Consider the following 19421-nt stretch of genomic DNA (forward strand, 5'->3'; position numbering starts at 1 on the left):
TTTATAATTAGTCGGCAAATATAACGATTTTATGTAGAAATAAGAATTTGAAAATGAGTAATTTTTAACAATATCACGATAAAACCTTAACTTTTTTTTAAGTTAATTTTAATCTTGGACGTAATAATTAAGAAAATCTAAAAACCGACAGTTGCAAAACGAAAAAGTATTCTACAAAAAAAGAGATGCAAAATAACACCTCTTTTAAATTTATATTGTCATAGAAAAAATCCTTGTTTCAGGTTTATTTCTCATCATTCTGAGATCAAAAACCATCGCGACATTTCTCGTGTAAGCTCTTCCCTCTTCTGTAATTTTTATTTGATTATCGTACAACTCTACCAATCCATCAGCTTCCATTTCTTTCAGCATTCCTAGAGCATTTTCTAATTCTTGAAATCTGGTTTCTATATTCCAAGTCGTTTCTAACTGACACATAAGATTAAGAATATGCTGTCTCATAAGCAGATCTTCATTACTTAAAACATGTCCTCTAAAAACCGGGATCTCACCATCATTAACAATTCTCTGATAATCCTCAATTGATTTTTCGTTTTGGGCAAATGCATACCAAGAATCTGAGATAGAAGACATCCCTAAGCCAACCATCAACTGAGTCTTACTAGATGTGTAGCCCATAAAATTACGGTGCAATTTCTTCTGAATTAAAGATTGATATAAATCATCATGCTCTAAAGAAAAATGATCCATCCCAACTTCTATGTAACCAAGATTTTCTAAAAGATTTTTACCATTTTCATATTGCTTACGCTTTTCTTCTCCTGATGGCAAATCTTTTTCATCAAAGCCTCGTTGCCCAACACCTTTAACCCAAGGTACGTGTGCGTAAGAGTAAAAAGCTAATCGATCTGGTTTTAATTCTAAAGTTTTTCTGATAGTATACTCTGTCGTTTCCCAAGTAGAATGTGGCAAGCCGAAAACTAAGTCGTGAGAAATACTCGTATAACCAATCTCTCTAGCCCACTCTGTAACATTCTTCACATTCTCGAATGATTGGATTCTGTTAATCGCCTTCTGAACTTTAGGATCATAATCTTGCACTCCAAAACTCACTCTTTTAAATCCTAATTGATACAAAGTTTCTAGATGCGCCTTGGTCGTATTATTAGGATGTCCTTCAAAAGAAAACTCCTGATGTTCTGCAATCTCTACGCTCTCAAAAATACCTTCTAATAAGGCTTTAAGATTTTCTGGTGAGAAAAAAGTCGGTGTACCGCCACCTAAATGTAATTCTTTAAGTTTCGGTTTTTCATTAAATAATTGGAGGTAAAGTTTCCATTCTTTCAAAACAGTTTCCAGATAAGGAACTTCTACAGAATGTTGTTTGGTAATCCTTTTATGACACGCACAAAAGGTACAAAGCGCCTCACAAAACGGCAAATGAATATAAATGGAAATCCCTTCTGAAGCATTACTCTCATTAAAAGTCTGGATAACACTTTGTTTCCATTTTTCTGTGGAAAAAGTACTATCGTCCCAATAAGGAACGGTTGGATATGAGGTATAACGTGGCCCTGGAATATTATATTTGTCTACTAATGAATTCATCTTAGAAACTTCTACATTATTTTATAAACCGCAAAGTTACGAATTAGAAATCGTAGTTTTATATATATCGTTATTCTTATCTTCTATTATAAGTCATCTAAAAAAGCTATTTTAAAAAAGTTAATCTTGCAATCTTATCTTTCCCTGCTAAAATGACAGAATTTTCGTCAATCCAATCTGCTGTATAAAAGCCTTTTTCGTCAGAAATCTTAGTCCATGTTTTCCCAAAGTCTGAAGAATAACTAATATGTTGGTCGCCTACAGCAATCATCTCTTTGCCCTTAGATTTTGGCTTAACCCTTACACAAGTCATATAACCCGCATTATGCCCAGAAGCTTGGATTTCCCAAGTCTCTCCACCATCGTTAGTGGTTGCGATATTATTAATATTTTCGGATTGTTTGGTATAATCTCCACCAACCGCAATACCGAATTTCTCATTAGCGAAATCTATAGAATAAATCCCTTGTGATGAAGTCCCTTGGATAATCGGTGTTTCGAAAACTTGCCAAATACAACTTTTATTTTTCATTCGGTAGATTCTAGACGTAGCACCTCCAGTGGCTAACCAAACATATTTACCTCTTGATGCAATATTGGTATTACTTGCGGCAAAAGCGGCTTCGCCTTTATCTAATACAGGAAAATCCTTACAATCATTACAATGTATCCATCTCTGTCCAGCATCTCTTGTTAAAGTAATATTGAGTTTTTGGGATTCTGACGGATCACTAAATGCAATACCGTATTGATTATCTACAAAGGTAAAAGCGTCATAGAAAGCAGTTTTATCATAATCTGTAAAGACAACTCTAGAAGCGAGCAATTTTTTATCAATCTCGAAAAAGAAAGCAGGACTTTCTATATTAATAGCATAAAAATTCTTGTTATTCTGAGCCAAAGTTCTGAACTGCAAATTTTTCTCAGCAAGTTTTATTTGTTTTTGATTGGATTTATTTTTTAAATCTATGTAACCAAATTTAGAATCTGTCCCCGCATACCATACTTTACCATCCCAAATCTGAATCGTACGAATGCTTATCTTATCGGTTAACAAAGTGTCTATTTTAATATTTTGCGCTTGACAGAAACTTGTAATAATTAGAGCTAAATACAGAAAACCGGACTTCATAATGCTTAAAATTTATAAAGAGCAAATTAACAATAATATCTAAGCAAATCTATTGCGAGCTGAGACATTTTGAGAATTATCATAGTCTCTGTAAGAAAAAACTAATTAACTGTAGATTCTTCTTTATAAAAGGGAAAAGAAGAAAACATTCTTATTCATTTTTAGGATCACCATAATTACAATATCTTTGCAACATGAACGTACGTGCCAAAAAACATCTCGGTCAACATTTCTTGACGGATCAAAACATTGCCAGAAATATTGTAGAAGGATTATCTTATCAGGATTACAACCAAGTCTTAGAAGTTGGTCCAGGTATGGGCGTATTGACAAAATTCTTATTAGACAAGCCTACAGAAACTTTTGTAGCAGAAATAGACCAAGAGTCTATAGATTACCTCAAGCTTCATTATTCTAAATTAGAAGAGCAAAACTTTATTGGTGATTTTCTAAAAATAGACCTGCCTACAACCTTTACAGATCAAGTAGCAGTTATTGGTAACTTCCCGTATAATATCTCTTCTCAGATATTGTTCAAGATTATCGACAACTATCAGCAAGTACCAGAGATGGTTGGGATGTTCCAAAAAGAAGTTGCGGAGAGAACGGCTGCCAAACCACGTACCAAAGATTATGGCATTTTGTCTATCATGGTACAGGCTTATTATGATGTAGATTACCTTTTTACAGTTCATGAAAATGTTTTCAACCCACCTCCGAAGGTGAAGTCTGGCGTTATCCGCATCGTTAGAAATCCTAAAGAAGGCTTACAAGGTAATGAAACGTTGTTCAAACAAATTGTGAAAGCTGGCTTTAACCAACGTAGAAAAAAGATGAGCAATGCGCTTAAGGTTCTCAATATTCCTGAAGCTATAAAATCGCATCCTTTCTTAGATATCCGTGCAGAAGAATTATCTGTTGCTGACTTCATCAACTTTACCAAAGAATGGAAAGAGGCTCAACTGTCACAATCTTAAGATAAACACAATAAAAATCAAAAAGACTACTACCTCTAGCAGTCTTTTTTTGTAGAAAGTCAGAGTTAGTTTAATCTTTTTATGACCTACTAGCCTTGCTGATAAAAATAACAAGCTTGCTATTACCCAACGACAAGCTTGCTATTGAGTGATGCCAAGCTTGTCATGACCTCTTAACAAGCTTGCCGTTGTAAGCCCTCTAGAATAAGGTCTTGCAGAGGTGCATATTTTATGCGTAAACAACAACTTATATAATTAGTACTACACTCTCTTTTATAAATGCAAACCATCACAAACATGAAATAAAACTTTGGTGGAAATCACATCTCCTTTCTCACGTCTACAATAGCCCCGATAGAAGCGGCATCCTTTGCTGGGCGAGTGAGGCGGCGGAGCGTAGCGGAGCCGTCCGAGTGAGCCAAGTAAAGATATAGCGGATAGCGGGAATAAGCTCCTAAAAGCATTTGAGAAAAAATAAGTAGATTTGTGTCATGAAAGAATTAGTGGTATTGGTCGACCCGCAAGACGAAGTGCTGGGACTGATGGAAAAATTGCAAGCTCACGAAAATGGATTATTACACAGAGCATTTTCGGTGTTTTTGTTTAATGAAAAGGGAGAAATGTTATTGCAAAAACGTGCCGCAGAAAAATACCACTCTCCTAACCAATGGACTAATGCTTGCTGCTCTCATCCTCGCGAGAACGAATCTTACCTAGATGCTGCAAAACGCCGACTTAATGAGGAATTAGGCATAGAAAGTGAGCTTACAGAGCGTTTCCATTTTATCTACAAAGCGGATGTTGGACAGGATCTTTGGGAGCATGAGTTGGATCATGTTTTCACAGGTATTTATAATGGTGATTTTAACCTAAATCCTGATGAAGTTTCTGAGATAAAATACATGAGCATTGCAGACCTCAACACAGATATACAGCAATATCCTGAGCGATATACAGAATGGTTTAAAATTATTTGGGCAGAATATCGCAATCATCTTAAAATCTAGATTATGAAAGCTTTGGTTATTGGTGCTACAGGAAGCACCGGAAAGTCTCTTATCTCGCAATTATCTAATGATCCCAATATCTCAGAAATAATTGCTTTTGTAAGACGTGATGTTATTATTAATGAGCCTAAAGTGAAAGCGATTACAGTAGATTTTGACCAACCAAATAACTGGAAACATCTTGTATCAGGCGACGTTGCTTTTTCTTGCCTTGGCACAACACTTAAAGATGCCGGCAGTAAGAATGCACAATGGAAGATAGATTATAACTACCAATTCAATTTTGCGAAAGTTGCTAAAGAGAATATGGTAGAAGATTTTATACTCGTTTCTTCTGAGGGCGCATCTTCTACTTCTAAAATTTTCTACTCTAGAATGAAAGGCGAATTAGAGGAAGCTATAAAACAGCTTAAGTTTGATAAATTAACAATCTTCAAACCCGGAATGCTACAACGTCCCAATAGCAACAGAGCAACAGAAAACATTGCACTAAAGCTTATAAAAGCACTAAATAAATTAGGCATATTAAGATCTCAAAAGCCATTGCCGACAGAGACATTAGCGCAAGCAATGATTGTGGCATCTAAGATAAAATCTAAATCTTACAGCGAAATAATAGGACAAAATATTGTAAGCTTTGCAAAGAGGCATAACTAAATAAATATTATTGCTATCATTATATAAAAAAACTCCAACCGTATCGTGTTGGAGTTTTTTCATATCTAAAAGCTGTCTAATCCTGAAACAAAATCTGAATCACAATTATACCTTAAACAAAAACTTCTTGAAAAGTCTTTGCCAGCATCTGATAATTTTCATATTATTTGCTCATGTTGAATACAATATTCTTCGGAATCCTAAACATCTTTTTCACCTGTTCTACAGATTGTTTAGACTGCTCTGTTAATAGGCTATAGAAAGTATTAGGCGTCTGGGATATTTTTAAGTTACTGCCATCTTTTTCGATAATCATCTCGAAGTTACCGGCTGTTTTTGGGACGCTAATTTTATTATCAGTAAGAACATAAGCTCCCGTAAAATAAGTTTTGCCCGCATCTTTAATCACTAGTTGATTGTCTTTAGAAAAAACAAAATTTTTGCCCACCCATAACCCAAGAGGTACAGGCATTTCTGCATTAGATTTAGGATTCATCTTAATAAACATTTGCCCATCTACAGAAGTCACCTTCCAGGTACCAACAATAAAAGTCGCAAGTGGGTTAACTTGTTTTACAGTTTTAGTCTGTGCATTAACCGTCTGAAATGCTACAAAACTAGACATTACTAAAATTTTAAAAATATTATTCATCTTTTAAATCTATTCTCATTGAAACTAATTAATCATAAACTACACCTTTAGTCTTTTCAAAAGGTATATACCACAGCAAATCCTGATGTTGTATATAACGGTCAAATATACAAATTTCGTTTATCCGAACTATTTACTTTTTGTCGATTCTTCTAGTTGATTAATCTACTTATTATTGAATTATTGATAAGTAAACTTATTTTTATTAAATGCATTTTCACAAACAAAAAAAACCGTCCTATAAATAAGACGGTTTGTGACCTCAGAAGGGATTAGCCTCGATAAAACTAAGTTACCCCTACACTACCTTTCCAGGGTAGTTCCCAACCTTATTTCAAGTAATAGCTTTCAGTTAATTATAACTAAATTCATTTTTTAAATATGTAAATAGCATGATTACTTAAATCATTGTTTCTTAAACCTTTCATAACAAGTTCCTGAAGGACAAATTATGATTACCACTCATTGTTGCTAGTCATCGTTTTATCAATACTTGAATTTAGTAAAATCTGAAGCTCTTCAAATCTACTTAACAATTTTATTAACATGTTTTTTTTTCGACTATTTAAAGTAGAGTCTTCGCTTAGTACTTTAACAGAGTCATACTCCCATTCTAGCTTATCATTGAAATGCTTTTCACTTATTAACTGTATCGCTTCCAAGTTTGATTTCATTAGATTTAACGTAGCATTAGGCAGATAAGTTAGCTCTGTATATTTCGTATCAATTAGATAAAGCGGAGACAAATATGATACCTTATATTTTTTATCTTTAACTTCTATTTTAAGATTAAACTCTATATTATAAATAAGACCTTCATCTCCTGGTAAAGAGGCGTTAATACGCATTGACACCATTCCAAGATTTGGATCAGAATTAACAATATTTTTTACTCTCAATTCCTTACTATTTAAAGAAGCCCAAGAAATAGCATTTGAGTAATTTTGTGTTTTAGTCAAAGAATCACTTACAACTCTTTCAATTTGTCCAAAAGCAAATCCCGAAATTAGGATTGTAGCCAATAATATTTTTTTCATAGTTTTTATTTTATATAAATGTTTCAACTTTAATCGCTAAAAGAATTTTTCTAAAATCAGTGATTTCAAATGTTTCGTCTGGATATTGTATTTATTCTTGTTAAATTTTAAAGTTCGCAAATTACTTAAAGTTTGAGTTGTTCTTTTACGGCAAACCATAATTTCAATTTTTTCTCACAAAAAAACCGTCCTATAAATAAGACGGTTTGTGACCTCGAAGGGATTCGAACCCCCAACCCTTGGAGCCGAAATCCAATATTCTATCCAGTTGAACTACGAAGCCTTTACATAAAAATTAGAAGGTAATCTTCACGCCGCCCAAAAATTGTGCGCCTAACACTTTATAACCATAATAATTCTGGTATTTGGTGTTCAGAAGATTATTTCCGAGTGCAAAAATACTGAAATTTTTGTGAATCTTATATTCTGCAGACAAATTAAGATCTACATAACCACCAACTTTCTGATTTCCATTTTCTTGGATATTATATAGACTTGGATTAACTGTTGTATTTTCTTTAATATCGAAACTATTTCCTGTTCTGTCCGTCACAAAAACACCTTTAAAACCTAAATTAAGCTTCTTGCCTAGCATCGCATATTTTGCACCAATCGTAGATTGTACCAGTGGCTTATAGAATACTTCTGCCATATTATCCAGCTTATATTTCATAAAATGAAGCTCACCATCGACAACCAAATTCTCTATTGGAAATACCTGCACGCTGGCTTTAACTTCACTTAATGTTCCGTTGTCATATATAGCACCAAAAGTGTTGGCAAAATCATACGGCTTTCTGTTATTAGTAACCGTTGCATCAGAAATTAGATTATTCTGAAAGAACAAAATATCGTTCTGCTTGCCATAACCTGCGCTGATATCATATTTTAAAGTTTGGTCGACATCGCCTTTAATCCCGAAATAAAAATGATATTTAGTCTGAGTTGGTTTCAAGAATAAATCAGAGACTAGGTAAGGATTTTCTTCCAATAATTGATTGTAAGAATTTAGTTTTAATCCGCCATCTACTCCCGCATAAAATTTGAATTGATCCAAAGCCGCAATCTGCACTTCAGCTTTTGGGAACCAATAGACTTTGCTATTTTTTTCTTGATCTAAAAATGAACTCTGATGTTTCTGACTAAAAAATGAAAAATCCGATCCTAACATTAAGTAAGATTTACCTTTATAAAATGTTACTTTCGGAGCTAAATTAGCGTTGAATAAATCACTTTCATTCTTGTCTAGAATCCCGAATTTTGTATTAACCGTTTCTAATCCAAGACCAAGATCCGCATTCATTTTCACATCCGTATAGACGTCTAGATCATGCTTTGATAAGTTAACGAGCAATTCTCCTTGTGTTTCTTTGGTATCAAAATGATCGCTTAATATGGACGATTTCACCCTCACATCATTAAGAATATCGTTAGAGTAATGATCGTAATAAGCATTGATTTTAAAACGATTTACCTTTTGTTCCAAGTCAATATTAGAGTCTGGCGAAAAGGTATAAATCCCGTAATAATTATATTTATCAAAGCCAAAATTAGCATCGATATTAAATTTCCCTTTCTCAGTATAAGCGTTAAGAAATAAACCTGCTGACAATTGACTTTGCTTAGAATTCCAGTCGTAGACTTTTTTCAGACCGTTAGTGGACAAATAATGAATATCTGCGCCAACTTCTACATTATCATTCACCTTACCAGAAACATTGGCATCTGCTAAAAATTTACCGTAATTACCGTAACCTAATTGAAAATAATTGCTTTGTTTTTCTTCATTAAACTTTGGCGAAATATCTTCTCCTTGGATCTGAGACGTTTTAAAATCCGAAACTGGCGGTACATCTGTGATATTATAATTAACCACTTCCTTAGATTTTTCTTCTGGTGGATAATTTTTTTCTTGTTGTACGGATGTTTTTTTCTTTTCGATGCGTTTCACTTCTGGCTCGCGTTTTCTGTCCAGCACTAATTTTTCATCTTTAATTTGTGCCTGCGAAAATTCGGTTCCAAAAATTCCCAAAAATGCGATAACCGCTATGTATTTTAGTTTATTCATTTTAATTAATTTAGAGTTTGAAAAATTCTAATCTGGAGAATAATTCAATAAGTCTATTTGATATCTAAATTGTTTAATTTTTTATTTTATTTCGAATAATAATCGAAGCTTGCCTTGGCAACATCTGCGATAATCTTATCATTAGCATCTTCGTTCTCGTAAGAATCACTCACCAAAACGCTGACAATAATATGCTGTCCGTTAGGCAATGTTATCACACCAATATCATTAGTAGCCCCTGTTTTACCTTTCTCATCCGTAAAGGAAGTTCCTGTTTTGTGCGCTACAATCGTTTCTTTAGGAAGTTCTCCTCTTAGACGATTAGGTTTGGTAGTTGTTTCTTCCAGAATCTTTATCATAAGCGCCTTGCTATTCTTTTTCAGGATAGGTTCTTTGTATAACTTCTCTAGCAAAAGATTAGCGGCATTGGCAGAAATGTAATTTTGATATTGGATGTCTGTGACCTCATGCATCATTCTCTCACCGGCAACAATCTGAAAATCTTTAATACCAATTCTATCCATATAATTCTGTACAACATCTGTCCCACCAATTAAATCTAATAAAATATCACAACCACTATTATCGCTTTGCGCCACCGTATAAGTTATCATCTCTGACAAAGACAAAGATCCGCCATTAGGGAATCTGTCTCTTATCGGACTCCAAGTATTCTGCATCAATTCCTCTTTGCTGAATGTTATTTTTTGGTCTATTTTTAGTTTATTTTTATCAACCAAATCCAAAACCGCTAATCCTATCGGAAACTTAAAAACACTTTGCATAGGAAGATGACGATGCCCATTAACGCTAATTGTATCTTGTTTTTCTAAATGCCAAACGGCAACGCCAACATTAGCTTTTTTATCTTTAAGAATACTCTGAATAGACTCTCTAAGATCTTTTTGTGCCCACAGCAAGCTTGTTGCTAAAGTGGCAGATAAGGTTAAAATTTTGACTATTTGCATGGCGTTATTTTTTGATTTGAGCTTTTACTTCTTTTGCTTCTGCAACAACATCTGGGAAATCACCGTAATTAGCAATAATCTGATCGCAAGTATAAGATGCTTGATAATTGTCTTTAAGTGCCAAATAATTCTTCGCCATCAACACCAAAGCTTTTGCACCCCAATATTCTTCTGATGCGTAATTATTAGCAAGTTTGAAAATCGTTTCGTTACTGCTCTTAAAAGCTTTTCCTTTGTTTTGATAATAAGCCTTAGCATAAAGTGCTTCTGCAGCAACTTGTGGATTAGAAGATTTCTCAAGGCCAGCAAAAGTCGTCTGAGCCTCTTTATCTTTTCCGTTTTGCATCGCCGTTCTGGCTTTGATTACTTTAGCTTGTTCTAAAACCGCTGCAGAGTTTTTGGTATTTTTAAGAACAACATCCGCAAATTGATCTGCCTTAGAAAAGTTCTTCTCATCTGAGTAGATTTTCATCAATTCTAAAGCTGCAAAATTCTTAATGCTAACATCCGTAGAGTTGGCAACCAATTCTAGATATTTTTTAGCATCTGCTGTTTTATTTTGACCAAGATAGATCTGCGCCAATCTTACCTGTGCATCTTGCTGATAATCATTTTGAAAATCTGCAACATTCTGAAGGATTAACAAAGCTTTCGCAGTATTTTTTGTCTGATAATAACTTTCTCCAAGCTCGTATTGCGCTTGGTAAAATTGAGAACCTGTTGGGTTTTGGTTCAGATATTTTTCATAAAAACCAATGGCTTTGCTGTAATCTTTTTTAGCATAATTTTCTTGAGCAAGACTTAAGTTCAATTGATCTTTCTCTGTGCTGGAAATATTAACACCAAGACTTTTTGCAAAACTTTCGTAGCCAGAAATATCGCCTTTCTTCACAAAAGCAGGTTTGGACGCTGCTACAATTTTATCTGCAAAAGCCGAATTTTTGTATTGATCTCCGAGTATTTTTAATTCTGCTAATGCTTTGTCCGTTTGATTTTGATCGATATAATTCTGAGCACGATAAATCTGAGCATTGGCAATTAAATCTTTATCAGGGCTTGTTTTAATCACCTGATCAAAATAATTGTTGGAATTTACAAAGTCATCATTAGACGCATAAGCCGTCCCGATTTCGTATTGTGCATCGTCCTTATATTCACTGTTAGAATACGACGAAATTAGTTTTTTAAGTTCATTAATTTTAGCAACTGTATCGCCTTTAAAACCTAAAGCCATCGCTTTTTGGAACAAAACATAATCGGCAGCGCCTTCGGTTTTATTATAAATTTCTAAAGCTTCGTTCAGTTTATTATCGGCGTAATAGGTGTCTGCCAAGCGCAATTCTGCATCGGCTTTAAACTCAGGTCGCGGAAATCTCAAATAATCCTTAAAATGTTCCTGCGCCGACTCGAAGTTTTTATTTTTAAAATATGCGTAACCCAAATCATAATCCAATTGCTCACGCTCCGGGAAATTCTCTGCGGTTTCGTTTTCTAATTTAAGATAAGTTGCAATGGCAGATCGGTAATCATTTTTCTGATAATACGTCTGTCCCAACCAATATTGCGCTTTTTTATAAAATTCTTTATTAAGATTGAAGGCTAAACTTTGCTTAAAATATTGTTCGGCTTTATCATAATTGCCTTTGTTAAATTCTTCACTGCCCAAAAGATAAGCCACCTCCTGCTCTATTTTGTTAGTTTCTGGAGTTTTGGCATCTAACTTTTTCAAGACATTAAGGGTTTCCTGATAATTGCCAGAATAGAGATAGGATTTAACCAAAAGCGATTTCATTTCTGTAGATTTCGCGGACTTTGGATATTTATCAATATAACGTTGTAAGACTTTTGGCGCACTTTCGAAAGGGTTTCCGATGTCGTAACTCAGCTTGGCATATTGTTCCATCGCCAGTTCCTGCACTTTAGCATCGTAGTTCATCTGAGAGGCATTTCTGTAAGCAGAGAGCGCTTCTTGCTTTTTAGCAGTCTGCAAATAGGCATTTCCTAATTGGAAATAAGCATTCTGAGCCAATGGAGAATTGGAGTTAATTAACTGATTGTAATAACCAACCGCTTCATCAGATTTCTTAAGCTGAGACGCTACAAATCCCATCTCATAAAGATCACTTTCTGATGGACTCTGTACGCTTTCCAGATATTTTTTAAGATGAGGATATGCCGCTTGATAATCGCCTTTCATAAAGTAGCTTTCGCCAATAATCTTATGAATTTCGTTTTGATAATTAGACGAAGAGCCAGAGTTTAACAAATCTTGTGCTTCAGAAATCGCTTTGTCATAATCTTTATTATTGAAATACATTTGCACATAATAAGGCTTTACCATCGCCGCATATTGCTCATTAAATTTCACTTGATCGAAATAAGAAAATGCTTTATCATTCTGTTTATCGCTGTAATAAAGATGTCCTAACATATAAGCAATTCCTGCTTTGTCGTTGTCACTCGTAGCATTTTTAGACGCTTCTTCCAAAGCTTCTATAGCACCGTTAGAGTCGCCTGTCATAAATTTGGCGTACCCCAACTTCATGATGTATTGCGTGTTTTCTTGCTGACTTAGCTGATATTGATTAATCTTCTGTAAAGTTTCTAAAGCTTTAGGAAAATCTTTTTTAGCCAAATAATAATCTGCCAAAGGTCCGTTAGCTTGCGCAAAAAAGGAAGAATTAGGATATTCTTTCATAAAAGCTTCAAAACCTTCTTCAGAATGTTGCTGCTGAAGAATCAGTCCAATGACTTGCCCGAAAAACAAAGCTGCCTCTTTCTTAGATTGAGAAAGACTTTGGTTGTAAAAATATTGCCGAGAATATTCGTACTGAGCCGCATTATAAACTTTGGTTTGATAAAGATTGTCAGCCAAGTTGAAACGATAAGCTTCTTTATTGCTGAAATATTGAGATTGTTGCGCTTCTGCCACGCCATAAAGCGATAACAATGAAGCAAGGATTATCTTTTTTGGATTCATCTAAGTATAAAACTTTTTTGCTGAAACGGATGTTATTAGTAAGGAACGAAAATAGAGAAAACTTATTATCTAGCCAACCCCTAAAAGGCTTTTCTAGCTATATTTTATAGATTTTTTAACAAATCTAAAAACCTAACAAGCTTTAAAATAATGCAATTAAGGATTTCTCAATCACCCAAAAAGGAAGCTTCATCTATAATTAACAAATAAATGATTAAGATTTTCTGTTTTGCAAAAAATAACAGAGATTATAATTAAAAATTTATCAAAATGAAGTTAAAAGCTTTATCTCTTAATAAAAATAGAGTTTAACAAAGTTTAAGTTTATTAACACAAACATAACATCTTATCAGAAAAATGTTACATTTGTTTTTATATTCAAAATAAACCACCATCAATGAATTCACTTTTTAGAAGAAAACACTACTCATCTGACCCTAATCAAGGACAACTGAATCGTGTGTTGGGCACTTGGGACATCGTCTTTTTCGGTATTGCAGCTATTATTGGAGCAGGGAGTTTTAGCAGCTTGGGAGAAGCAATTTTTCGTGGAGGTCCCGGTGTTATCGTTCTTTATCTGATCTGTGGATTTGCCTGTGCTTTTACCGCAATTTGCTATGCCGAATTTGCGAGCAGAATCCCCACTGCAGGTAGCGCCTATACCTATGCTTACGCTAGTTTTGGAGAATTAATCGCTTGGATTATCGGCTGGGCACTTATTATGGAATACAGCTTTGGAAATATCTACGTCGCTTTTTCTTGGTCTGATTATTTCACCAGTTTTATGGGAAGAATCGGCATACATATTCCTGATTATTTTACTTGTAGTTATACGGAAGCAAAAAAAGCTGTTCTTAACGCATCTGCCAACAAAGAGCTAATTAACGCTTGGGCTACAGCGCCAATGATTGGTAACCTAAGGATCATATTGGATATTCCCGCATTGGTTATCAATGGATTAATCACTTGGCTTTGTTACCAAGGTATTAAGGAAAGTAAAAACTTCAATAACTTCTTTGTGATCCTTAAGTTGTTTGCAATCTTATTGGTTATCGCTGTTGGTATTGGTTATGTTAATACTGGAAATTGGTTCCCAACAAACTCCGAAAACATACCAAGCATGATGCCTAATGGCTTTGCAGGTGTTATGTCTGCAGTAAGCGGTGTTTTCTTTGCCTATATTGGTTTTGATGCCATTAGTGTTCTATCAGAAGAAACTAAAGATCCACAGAAAACTTTACCAAAAGGCATGTTGATTTCTTTAGGACTTTGTACTGTAATCTATATTATTTTAACATTAGTATTGACAGGTTTGGTTGATTACAAAAAATTTGATGGTGTAGGAGATCCATTAGCCTTTGTTTTCCAAAAAGATAACCTCAATATCCCTTGGATGGAATTTGTCATCGCTCTAGTTGCAATCATCGCGATAACGACAGTGTTGTTGGTTTTCCAAATGGGGCAACCAAGAATCTGGATGGCAATGAGCCGTGATGGACTTTTGCCAAAGAAATTTCAGGAAGTGCATAGCAAAAACAAAGTGCCTTCTTATGCTACCATTATGACAGGTATTGTCGTTGGAGTTCCTATTTTGTTTACCGATAAAAGCTTTATTTTAGACTTTACAAGTATTGGGACAATATTCGCTTTTGTGTTAGTCTGTGGCGGGGTTTTATTACTTCCTAGAAAGGAAAAAATCAAAGGTCGTTTTCATATGCCTTATATTAATGCTAAATTCATTTTCCCGATAATTTTTATTGGAGGTCTTGCATTCTTCTACTATTGGCAACCAGAATTTTTCCAAAATCTATTGAACTGGAGCGATCCTGCAGAAGGAGAATTCCGACTTTCTGTAACAATATTCATTTTAATTAATCTTGTTTTGGTAGTTTTAGCTTTTATGAAAAATCTATCATTAATTCCATTAATTGGACTGAGCTCTTGTCTTTATCTACTAACAGGGATGACACATAATAATTGGTTCTGGTTTGGACTTTGGTTCGCGATAGGACTGGTTATCTACTTCGCTTACGGCAGAAAAAACAGTGTATTAAATCAAGCTTACAACAATTCAAAATAAATCAAAAAAAAAAAAAGGACTTCAATACGAAGTCCTTTTTTAGTTTATAAAATTGAGGTTTGTTCTATTTCAAATGTTTCGTAATACTGTCGCTCATAGGCTTAGTTGTACTCACAAAGCTGTCGATAACCTCTCCTTTTTCGTTCAATAAAATCTTGGTAAAATTCCAAAGAATCGTTGTGTTTTTTACACCATTTTCTTTCTTATCCGTCAAGAATTTATAGATTGGCGCAATATCGTCTCCCTTCACAGAAACCTTAGCTGCCATAGGAAATGTCACGCCATAATTCTTCTGACAAAAGGTTGCAATCTCGTGATTACTACCTGGTTCTTGTCCTCCAAAATTATTGGCCGGAAAGCCTACAATAACCAACTTATCCTTATAAGCTTGGTATAACTTTTCTAACTCTTCATATTGCGGTGTAAAACCACACTCAGAAGCCGTGTTAACGACCAAAATTTTCTTTCCTTTAAAATCAGAAAAATCAATCGTATCACCACTTAAGGATTCTACTTTAAACTCATGAATGGATTTTGCTTGACCATTGCTTTTGCATCCAAATAATGCTAAAACCATAATTAATAGATATTTCATAATAAATAATTTTGGCGTGCGCTTCGCCTTCACGCGGTATTTTGTTTCCCAAAGGTAAGAAATTGATATCAGTAAAGCCCCAAATTAATTTAGCCAATTACTTTAATTTCATTTTTTAATTACTTCAAAATATTAGAAAATAGCTCCTACAAGTTATCATGCACTAACATCAGACAAGCAAAAAAAAAAAGCGAACCTCCCGAAATGGGAAATCCGCTTTTATAAAAATTAACATTATATCAATGTAAAAAATGTCTCATTCCCGTTAATAACATCGGGATATTATGCTCATCTGCTGCATCTATGCTATCTTGGTCTTTCACGCTTCCTCCTGGTTGGATAATCGCTTTAATACCATTTTCTGCACAGAAATCTACTACATCACGGAAAGGGAAAAATGCATCTGACGCCAAAACTAGGTCGCCAGAAAACTTCTCCTTAGCACGTTCTATCGCTTGTTGTGTGGCCCAAATTCTGTTAACCTGGCCACCTCCAATCCCGAAGGCTTGCACACCATTAGAAACAACAATTGCATTAGATTTCACATACTTTACCACACGTTGAGAAAACAATAAAGCCTTCTCTTGTGCTTCTGTAGGCTGAACTTTGGTCGCTACTTTTATATCAGTAGAAAACTGGTTATCATTATCCTGAACCAAAATCCCACCATCAACCTTAACCCATGTTTTCTTATCAGAAACAGGATTTTTAATTTTGATTACTCTAAGGTTTTTCTTTTTATTCAAGATTTCTATCGCAGCATCATCAAAATCTGGCGCCATTACAATCTCTAAAAATGTCTTATTAAGCTCTTCTGCTGTTGCAGCATCAACTTTATAATTCATCCCTATAATACCTCCAAAAATAGAAATTGGATCACACTCAAAAGTCTTCTGATAAGTTTCTAAAGCTGTACTACCAATCGCAACCCCACATGGTGTAGAGTGCTTTACTGCGCAACAAGCCATCTCTTCTTTAAACTCATTAACAACCTTCCAACAAAGATCCATATCCCTCAAGTTATTGAAAGATAACTCCTTGCCACCCAATTGCTCAAAGTCTTTCATCGCACCATTTTCAAAAGTCGATGCGTAATAAGCAGCCGTCTGATGTGGATTTTCTCCATATCTCAGATCATAAACTTTTTTGTAAGATGCGTTAAGATATTGTGGATAATCTTCGTCCAAAAGCATACTCGCTATGGCAGCATCATACGCAGCAGTCAGATTAAAAACTTTACCTGCTAACTTCCTACGCGTCTCTAGGTAAGTGTCGCCATTTTGTTCCATTTCAAGCTTTACAGTCGTATAATCTTCTACGTTAGTAATTACCGTAACCGAATCAAAATTCTTAGCCGCAGACCTCAACATAGACGGTCCGCCAATGTCAATAAACTCCACTTTCTCCGCCAAAGAAATATCCTTGTTAACGTTTTCGAAGAATGGATAAAGATTAACAATGACCATATCGATCAACTCGATATCATGCTCTTTTACCGTTTTCATGTGTTCTTCATTGGCGCGCACTGCCAACAATCCACCATGAACTTTTGGATGTAAAGTCTTAACTCTACCATCCAACATTTCTGGAAAATCTGTTACCTCATCAATCTGAATTGGTGCCAAACCAGCATCTTTCAAATGCTTATAAGTACCACCAGTTGAGATTAATTGATAACCTTGTAACTCCAAAAACTTCGCAAAATCTGTTAATCCGCTCTTGTCAGAAACACTAATTAATGCTCTTTTCTTACTCATTTTTTCTTTCAATTTACTTTTTACAGCCATTTCAAAACTGCAGTTTACCGGTTCTTTCACCTCCGGATTTATTTATTTTTACTTAGATTTCTTTTTTAATTTTACTTAAAGTAAATATTTAACAAAAATACATTTTAACAACTGATTTTCAATTAATTAAAATCTTTAAATCAATTTAACTTTAAGTAAAACACCTAGCCATTCAGCACTTTTTCAATTGCCTTTGGAAAAATTTCATGTTCAACTTTGTGAATTTTACTTGCTAAAGTTTCTACTGTTTCTCCTTCATCAACTGCAACGTTACCTTGAAAAATTATTTCGCCTTCGTCAATTCCAAAAGTTACATAATGAACCGTTGCTCCACTTTCGGTTTCTTGTGCATTAATAACGGCTTGATGAACGTGATGTCCCCACATCCCTTTTCCGCCAAACTTAGGCAATAAAGAAGGATGAATATTAATAACCTTACCTTGCCATTGTTCACAAAAATCAGATTTTAGAATCGATAGAAAACCTGCTAAAACAATCAAATCTGTATCATCAGAAATCGATTGCATTAATTGCCCAGCAAAGTCCTTACCTCTCGGAATCATCACTGCATCAATATTATGATTAATTGCTCTTTCTACCGCATAACAATCTCTGTCGGCAATAACCTTACTTACTCTAGCATTTCTGATTTCGCCAGTAGCAATACAATCTATTATCCGTTGAAGATTAGTTCCAGAACCCGAAACAAGTACAACAATATTTTTCATTTAATCAGATGTTAGACATTAGATTTTAGATTTTAGATTTTAAAAAAAACCAAAATTCTGAATCTAGTCTTTTAGTTTAATTTAATCTTTTCAGTTCCTTCTGTGATTACTCCGATTTCGTAAGCGTCAGAAACTAATTCTAACACCTTATCTGCATGATCTGCATCTACCACAACAATCATCCCAACACCCATGTTGAAAGTCCCGTACATCTCTTCTCTGGCAATATTACCACGCTTCTCCAACTCTAACATAATACTCGGAATCTGAATCTTGCTTGCATCAATATCCGCGCACAAGCCATCTGCAATAATTCTCGGAATGTTCTCATACAAACCACCGCCTGTGATATGAGCAATTCCGCTCAATTCTACCTCACTAAGAAGTTTATGAATATCTTGAAAATATAGCCTAGTCGGCACCAAAAGTGTTTCGTATAAAGGTTTTCCTTCAAACTCTTCATTGAAATCAGAGAATACTTTTCTCACTAAAGAAAATCCATTAGAGTGAAAACCTGAACTTGGCAAAGCGATGATTTTATCTCCAGTTTTAATTTTAGATCCGTCAATAATCTGATCTTTCTCCACAATACCTACACAAAAACCTGCAACATCGTAATCTCCTGGCTGATACATCCCTGGCATCTCAGCAGTTTCTCCACCGATCAATGCACAGTTATTATCTTTACAAGCCTTTACCATGCCTAAAACGATTTCGGCAGCGATTTCAGAATCTAGTTTTCCGCATGCCAAATAATCAAGGAAAAACAATGGTTTTGCACCGTGACAAAGTATATCGTTTGCGCACATTGCGAAACAGTCTACACCTATAGAATCGTATCTTTTTGAATCTAAAGCAACCTTTAGCTTCGTCCCAACACCATCTGTACCAGAAACCAAAACAGGATTCTTATAACCTCCTATCTCATAAAATGCACCGAAACTCCCCAAATGATTTAAGACATTAGCGTTATGTGTCTCTCCAACTGCTTTTTTAATTTTATCGACGGTTTTGTAACCTTCTTCTTTGTCTACGCCTGCAGATTTGTACGTGTTGCTCATTTTTACTTTTTTGAGAATTTATTTCAAACTTTTCACTTCGATTTACTACAATAAAAAAGCCGACAATCTTTCAGATTATCGGCCGTTATATTAGTTCAGGATTTCAGAGTCCATAATTTTCCC

At 34.7% G+C, this 19421-nt stretch carries 15 protein-coding genes and 1 tRNA gene; 4 read left to right on the forward strand and 12 right to left on the reverse strand.

The features are described from left to right. Positions 1–210: 210 nt before the first annotated feature. Both hemN and ACQQ6V_RS06395 read right to left on the reverse strand, forming a co-directional pair. Positions 211–1569 (reverse strand): oxygen-independent coproporphyrinogen III oxidase, encoded by a 1359-nt coding sequence (gene hemN, locus ACQQ6V_RS06390; protein ID WP_448844717.1) that lies wholly within the window; start codon positions 1567–1569, stop codon positions 211–213. Positions 1570–1675: 106 nt separating this feature from the next. Then, positions 1676–2701, reverse strand: coding sequence for a WD40/YVTN/BNR-like repeat-containing protein (locus ACQQ6V_RS06395; RefSeq protein ID WP_448844718.1), 1026 nt, complete (start codon positions 2699–2701; stop codon positions 1676–1678). Between the two features lie 194 nt (positions 2702–2895). Between ACQQ6V_RS06395 and rsmA the strand changes: the two genes are divergently transcribed. The 3 genes from rsmA (at position 2896) to ACQQ6V_RS06410 (ending at position 5342) form a co-directional block, all read left to right on the forward strand. After that, positions 2896–3678 carry a 16S rRNA (adenine(1518)-N(6)/adenine(1519)-N(6))-dimethyltransferase RsmA gene (gene rsmA / locus ACQQ6V_RS06400; RefSeq protein WP_448844719.1) on the forward strand — a complete coding sequence of 261 codons (783 nt, stop codon included), beginning with the start codon at positions 2896–2898 and terminating at the stop codon, positions 3676–3678. Positions 3679–4169: 491 nt separating this feature from the next. Further along, positions 4170–4685, forward strand: a complete 516-nt coding sequence (gene idi, locus ACQQ6V_RS06405; protein WP_448844720.1) for an isopentenyl-diphosphate Delta-isomerase — start codon at positions 4170–4172, stop codon at positions 4683–4685. 3 nt (positions 4686–4688) lie between these two features. Next, complete coding sequence (locus ACQQ6V_RS06410; protein ID WP_448844721.1) at positions 4689–5342, forward strand: NAD(P)H-binding protein; 654 nt, start codon at positions 4689–4691, stop codon at positions 5340–5342. A gap of 163 nt (positions 5343–5505) precedes the next feature. Here the strand turns inward: ACQQ6V_RS06410 and ACQQ6V_RS06415 are convergent, their stop codons facing one another. The 6 genes from ACQQ6V_RS06415 to ACQQ6V_RS06440 all read right to left on the reverse strand — a co-directional run bounded on the left by ACQQ6V_RS06415 (position 5506) and on the right by ACQQ6V_RS06440 (position 13047). Then, a complete protein-coding gene (locus ACQQ6V_RS06415) occupies positions 5506–5994 on the reverse strand; it encodes a hypothetical protein (RefSeq protein WP_448844722.1) in 489 nt (162 codons plus the stop codon). A gap of 455 nt (positions 5995–6449) precedes the next feature. Beyond that, complete coding sequence (locus ACQQ6V_RS06420) at positions 6450–7031, reverse strand: hypothetical protein (protein WP_448844723.1); 582 nt, start codon at positions 7029–7031, stop codon at positions 6450–6452. Between the two features lie 209 nt (positions 7032–7240). Then, positions 7241–7314, reverse strand: a tRNA-Arg gene (locus ACQQ6V_RS06425). Positions 7315–7326: 12 nt separating this feature from the next. Then, the gene (locus ACQQ6V_RS06430; RefSeq protein WP_448844724.1) at positions 7327–9099 is read right to left on the reverse strand and encodes a TonB-dependent receptor; all 1773 of its coding nucleotides are present in this window, start codon (positions 9097–9099) and stop codon (positions 7327–7329) included. 86 nt (positions 9100–9185) lie between these two features. Beyond that, complete coding sequence (bla, locus tag ACQQ6V_RS06435; protein WP_448844725.1) at positions 9186–10067, reverse strand: class A beta-lactamase, subclass A2; 882 nt, start codon at positions 10065–10067, stop codon at positions 9186–9188. 4 nt (positions 10068–10071) lie between these two features. Then, on the reverse strand, positions 10072–13047 hold the full coding sequence (locus ACQQ6V_RS06440) for a tetratricopeptide repeat protein (protein WP_448844726.1): 2976 nt from the start codon (positions 13045–13047) through the stop codon (positions 10072–10074). Positions 13048–13444: 397 nt separating this feature from the next. On the opposite strand from ACQQ6V_RS06440, the gene ACQQ6V_RS06445 reads away from it, so the two are divergent. After that, positions 13445–15127 carry an APC family permease gene (locus ACQQ6V_RS06445; protein WP_448844727.1) on the forward strand — a complete coding sequence of 561 codons (1683 nt, stop codon included), beginning with the start codon at positions 13445–13447 and terminating at the stop codon, positions 15125–15127. Between the two features lie 64 nt (positions 15128–15191). Here ACQQ6V_RS06445 and ACQQ6V_RS06450 read toward each other — a convergent pair whose 3' ends face one another. The 4 genes from ACQQ6V_RS06450 to purM all read right to left on the reverse strand — a co-directional run bounded on the left by ACQQ6V_RS06450 (position 15192) and on the right by purM (position 19298). Then, positions 15192–15722, reverse strand: coding sequence for a glutathione peroxidase (locus ACQQ6V_RS06450; RefSeq protein WP_448844728.1), 531 nt, complete (start codon positions 15720–15722; stop codon positions 15192–15194). A 239-nt stretch (positions 15723–15961) separates the two neighbouring features. Then, positions 15962–17479: a bifunctional phosphoribosylaminoimidazolecarboxamide formyltransferase/IMP cyclohydrolase gene (purH, locus tag ACQQ6V_RS06455; RefSeq protein WP_448844729.1), complete on the reverse strand. Its 1518-nt coding sequence runs from the start codon at positions 17477–17479 to the stop codon at positions 15962–15964. Positions 17480–17673: 194 nt separating this feature from the next. Beyond that, complete coding sequence (gene purN / locus ACQQ6V_RS06460) at positions 17674–18237, reverse strand: phosphoribosylglycinamide formyltransferase (RefSeq protein ID WP_448844730.1); 564 nt, start codon at positions 18235–18237, stop codon at positions 17674–17676. Positions 18238–18308: 71 nt separating this feature from the next. Next, positions 18309–19298: a phosphoribosylformylglycinamidine cyclo-ligase gene (gene purM / locus ACQQ6V_RS06465; RefSeq protein WP_448844731.1), complete on the reverse strand. Its 990-nt coding sequence runs from the start codon at positions 19296–19298 to the stop codon at positions 18309–18311. Positions 19299–19421 lie beyond the last annotated feature (123 nt).

It is taken from the genome of Chryseobacterium electrogenes, assembly GCF_053553015.1.

Coding starts and splice junctions, on each gene's coding strand:
- ACQQ6V_RS06430 (WP_448844724.1), bottom strand. CDS start 9,099: ATGAATAAACTAAAATACATAGCGGTTATCGCATTTTTGGGAATTTTT.
- ACQQ6V_RS06445 (WP_448844727.1), top strand. CDS start 13,445: ATGAATTCACTTTTTAGAAGAAAACACTACTCATCTGACCCTAATCAA.
- idi (WP_448844720.1), top strand. CDS start 4,170: ATGAAAGAATTAGTGGTATTGGTCGACCCGCAAGACGAAGTGCTGGGA.
- ACQQ6V_RS06415 (WP_448844722.1), bottom strand. CDS start 5,994: ATGAATAATATTTTTAAAATTTTAGTAATGTCTAGTTTTGTAGCATTT.
- ACQQ6V_RS06440 (WP_448844726.1), bottom strand. CDS start 13,047: ATGAATCCAAAAAAGATAATCCTTGCTTCATTGTTATCGCTTTATGGC.
- ACQQ6V_RS06410 (WP_448844721.1), top strand. CDS start 4,689: ATGAAAGCTTTGGTTATTGGTGCTACAGGAAGCACCGGAAAGTCTCTT.
- rsmA (WP_448844719.1), top strand. CDS start 2,896: ATGAACGTACGTGCCAAAAAACATCTCGGTCAACATTTCTTGACGGAT.
- ACQQ6V_RS06450 (WP_448844728.1), bottom strand. CDS start 15,722: ATGAAATATCTATTAATTATGGTTTTAGCATTATTTGGATGCAAAAGC.
- ACQQ6V_RS06420 (WP_448844723.1), bottom strand. CDS start 7,031: ATGAAAAAAATATTATTGGCTACAATCCTAATTTCGGGATTTGCTTTT.
- purM (WP_448844731.1), bottom strand. CDS start 19,298: ATGAGCAACACGTACAAATCTGCAGGCGTAGACAAAGAAGAAGGTTAC.
- hemN (WP_448844717.1), bottom strand. CDS start 1,569: ATGAATTCATTAGTAGACAAATATAATATTCCAGGGCCACGTTATACC.
- bla (WP_448844725.1), bottom strand. CDS start 10,067: ATGCAAATAGTCAAAATTTTAACCTTATCTGCCACTTTAGCAACAAGC.
- purN (WP_448844730.1), bottom strand. CDS start 18,237: ATGAAAAATATTGTTGTACTTGTTTCGGGTTCTGGAACTAATCTTCAA.
- purH (WP_448844729.1), bottom strand. CDS start 17,479: ATGAGTAAGAAAAGAGCATTAATTAGTGTTTCTGACAAGAGCGGATTA.
- ACQQ6V_RS06395 (WP_448844718.1), bottom strand. CDS start 2,701: ATGAAGTCCGGTTTTCTGTATTTAGCTCTAATTATTACAAGTTTCTGT.